We start from the raw sequence: 3,347 nt of genomic DNA on the forward strand, positions 1-3,347 counted from the left end.
TCCGGCCGCGTGCGTGATGGCCTGCTGATGAGCCGACAAATCCCAAACAGGACAGCCCGAGGCGTCAGTCAGGGGGCGGGTCAGGCTCATCAGCAGAACCACCAGTCACATCATCACTGTCAGGGGACGGAAGGTGTCGGGGTCCCATTCCCAGGTGGTGGTGCGGGCGTGCTCGTGGTCGGCGGTGGTGCGGGTCTGCTCGACGAGGACGGGGCCGTCCCAGGTGAAGAGGGTCTCCTCGACGACGGTCGTCAGGTCGGGAGCCAGGCGCTGCTTGGCGGTGCGCCGTCCGAGCGGGTCGTAGAGGTAGCGCCAGCAGGTGCCGTCGGGGGTGGTGAGGTGGGTGAGGCGGTCCTCCGCGTCCCAGGTGTAGTGCCAGGTCTTCTCGCCGCCGGAGAGCAGGCGGCGGCTCTGGCGCACGACGCGGCCCTGGTTGTCGTACGCGTAGGAGGCGCGGCCGGCCCTGCGCAGCAGGCCGCCGCTGTAGTGGCGTTCGCCCGCGGTGTCGGTGGCGGCGCTGGAAGGGGTCGAGGGCCAGTGGGCGTCCAGGGCGCGCCCCGCCTGGTCGTAGGCGTAGGACTCCGGGCCGCCCCAGCCGGTCAGCGCGGTGGGGCGACCCGCGGGATCGGCGGCGATGGCGAGCTCGCCCTGGTGGGAGTCGGTGATCGCGACGGGGGTGCTGTCGTCGCGCAGGCGGTAGGAGCGGTGGACGAGGTTGCGGACGGGCCGGGTTCCGGGGGCCCCGGCGGGACCGTTCCACAGCGTGAGGTCCTGGGCGACGACGCGGTCGTTGATGTCGCGTGCGTGGCCGATGCGCAGCGCTCCGAGGTCGCGGTGGGTTTCGCGGCCCGTGGTGTCGTAGCCGAGGCGGAGGGTGCGTCCGGCGGTGGTCATCGTCAGCGGCTGGCCCAGCGGGTCGTACGTCCAGGCCGTTTCGACGCCGGTGGGGGTGCGACGGGTGGTGCGGCGGCCGAGCAGGTCGTAGCCGAAGTGGGTGGTGCGTCCGGCGACGCTCTCGCTGAGGAGGCGCCCGGCGGGGTCGTAGCGCAGGCGGACGGTGGTCGTGGGGTTCGCCGCTTCGAGGAGTCGGCCCATGGGGTCGTAGGCGAAGCGGGTGACGGCGTCGTCGGTGCGCTGCTCGACGGGGCGGCCGAGCAGGTCGTGCCGGTAGTCGATGCGCTGGCCGGCGCCGTTGGTGCGGGCGACGAGTTGGCCCGCCGCGTCGTGCGTGTAGGTGAGGGTGCGTCCGCTGAAGTCGCGCTCGCGCACGGGTCGTCCGGCGGCGTCGAACTCGTAGGTCCAGGTCAGGCCGTCGGGTGCGGTGACGCGGGTGAGGTGCAGTTCGGCGTCGTAGGTGAACTCGTAGCGGGCGCCGTTGACGTCGGTGCGGGCGCGGACCAGGTCGAAGCAGGTGTATTCGTAGCGCGTGGCGCGCCCGGCGGTGTCCCGGTGTTCGAGGAGGTTGCCCTCGGGGTCGTAGGTCCAGTGCTCGGTGGTGCCGTCGGGGTGGGTGCGGGAGGCGAGGCGGCCTTCGACGGTCCAGGTGGTGCGGGTGGCGCGTCCGGGGCCTTCGGTGATCTCCACGGGGCGGCCGAAGCCGTCGCGGACGCAGCAACTGGTGGCCCCGCCCGGGTCGGTGATCGCGATGGGCAGGCCTGCGCGGTCGGTGGTGATGGCGGTGGTGGAGCCGTGGGCGTCGGTGATCGCGGTCAGGTGGCCGTTCGCATCGCGCCGGTAGTGCAGTGTCGTGCCGGTGGGGTCGGTCTGCGCGAGGAGGTTGCCGCGCTCGTCGTAGTCGAAGGCCCACCGGGTGCCGTCGGGCAGGACGCTGGCGACGACCTGGTGGTGGTCGTTGTAGGCCGCGGACTGGGTCGATCCGTCGGGGCGGCGGATGTGCGTGAGGTTGCCGTCGGCGTCGTAGGCCAGTTCGGTGGTGCGTCCCAGCGGGTCCGTCGCGGACAGGAGGCGGTCGTAGCGGTCCCAGACGAAGGTGGAGCGCGCGCCGAGGGGGTCGGTCTCGGCGACGGTCTGACCGAGCTCGTTGACCAGGTAGGTGGTGGTGTGACCGAGCGCGTTGGTGACCTTGGTGGTGCGCCGGTCGGTGTCGTAGGAGAACACCGCGTCGAGGAAGCCGCCGTCGCCGCGGGTCTGCACGCAGCGGCCGGACCTGTCGTAGAGGTAGCGGTAGCGGTGCTGGTTGCGATCGCACCAGGTGGTGATCCGGTGGTGCTCGTCGTAGGTGAACTCCTGGGCCAGACCGGAGGAGTTCACGACCCGGGCGAGGTTGCCGTTGCCGTCGAAGCCGAACTCGACGAGTCGCAGCGCCCGCTCGGCGCCGGGGGCGAGGGCGGCTGCGGCAGGGACCGGTCCGCTGTCTGCGTCCGCCGCGGGCCCGGACGCGGGTTCCGGGGTGTCGGGGCCGAGCAGGTCGAAGCCCGTGATCCGGTTGCCGCGCGTGCGGACCCCGATCCGGTAGCCGGCCGAGTGGCGGACCTCGGTCGGCGCTCCCCCTGCCCCGTAGAGGACTTCGATCAGGTTGCCGTTGCGGTCGCCGATCTCCTGCAGCGGAAGTTCCGTCGCCCCGACGAAGTCGAGGGTCTCGCCCGGCAGCGCCGCGAAGGCCCACTGCTGCCCGAGGACGGGGTCGGTGATGTCGATGCGGCCGCGTTCGGCGTCCCACAGCAGCGGCCACCGCGGCCCCTCCACGGGGAGCACCGGCACCCCGGGCTCGGGCCTCGGGTAGGACAGCAGCATGCCGTCCTCGGACGCGAACACGACTCCGTCCTCGTCGAGTTCGAGGCGCTGGTCGAGCGTGGAGGCCCACGACGGCCCGAACCACTGGCCCGCGCGGTAGGAGGAGACGTGGGTGCGGTGCAGCACCAGCGGAAGCGTCGCCGGCAGACTCACGTCGACCTCGCCCAGCACCACCTCGCCGGAGGAGACGTCGACCGGGTCGCTGCACGTGGTGCGGGAGTTGAGCCGCACACCCGTCTTGCGGGGGTCCTGCACCCCCTCCCGCATGCGCCTCCTGCCCGAACCCGCCCCGCCCCGGCCGCCGCTGCCGCGTCCGGGGCGGGAGGTCCTGGAGTCGTGGCCCTCCATGATCTTCTTCAGGTCCTTGGCGTGCTTCTCCTCGACCTCGCGGACGTTCTTGGCGACCTTCCTCATGTTGTCGCCGGCCTTGCGGTAGAAGCCCTTCAGCGCCTTCCCGGCGTCCTCCGCCAGCGTCTTGCCGAGCTTCTGCGCCGCGTGCTCCAGCGCCCTGACGATCTGGTTGCTCATTCGAAGCTCACCCCCGCAACCTTCGACTGGAACACCTCGGCGTGCCCGGCGACGGTCTCCGCGTG

At 72.2% G+C, this 3,347-nt stretch carries 1 protein-coding gene; it reads right to left on the bottom strand.

What is annotated here, in order from left to right:
* Positions 1 to 105: 105 nt before the first annotated feature.
* Positions 106 to 3,282, bottom strand: a complete 3,177-nt coding sequence (locus QSK52_RS38925) for a DUF6531 domain-containing protein (protein WP_285741016.1) — start codon at positions 3,280 to 3,282, stop codon at positions 106 to 108.
* Positions 3,283 to 3,347: the final 65 nt, after the last annotated feature.

The sequence above is a fragment of the Kitasatospora phosalacinea genome (assembly GCF_030268885.1).
Lineage (GTDB): Bacteria > Actinomycetota > Actinomycetes > Streptomycetales > Streptomycetaceae > Kitasatospora > Kitasatospora phosalacinea_C.

What these genes read in the sequence shown, in the direction of transcription:
- QSK52_RS38925 (WP_285741016.1), bottom strand. Translation starts at nt 3,282, where the DNA reads ATGAGCAACCAGATCGTCAGGGCGCTGGAGCACGCGGCGCAGAAGCTC.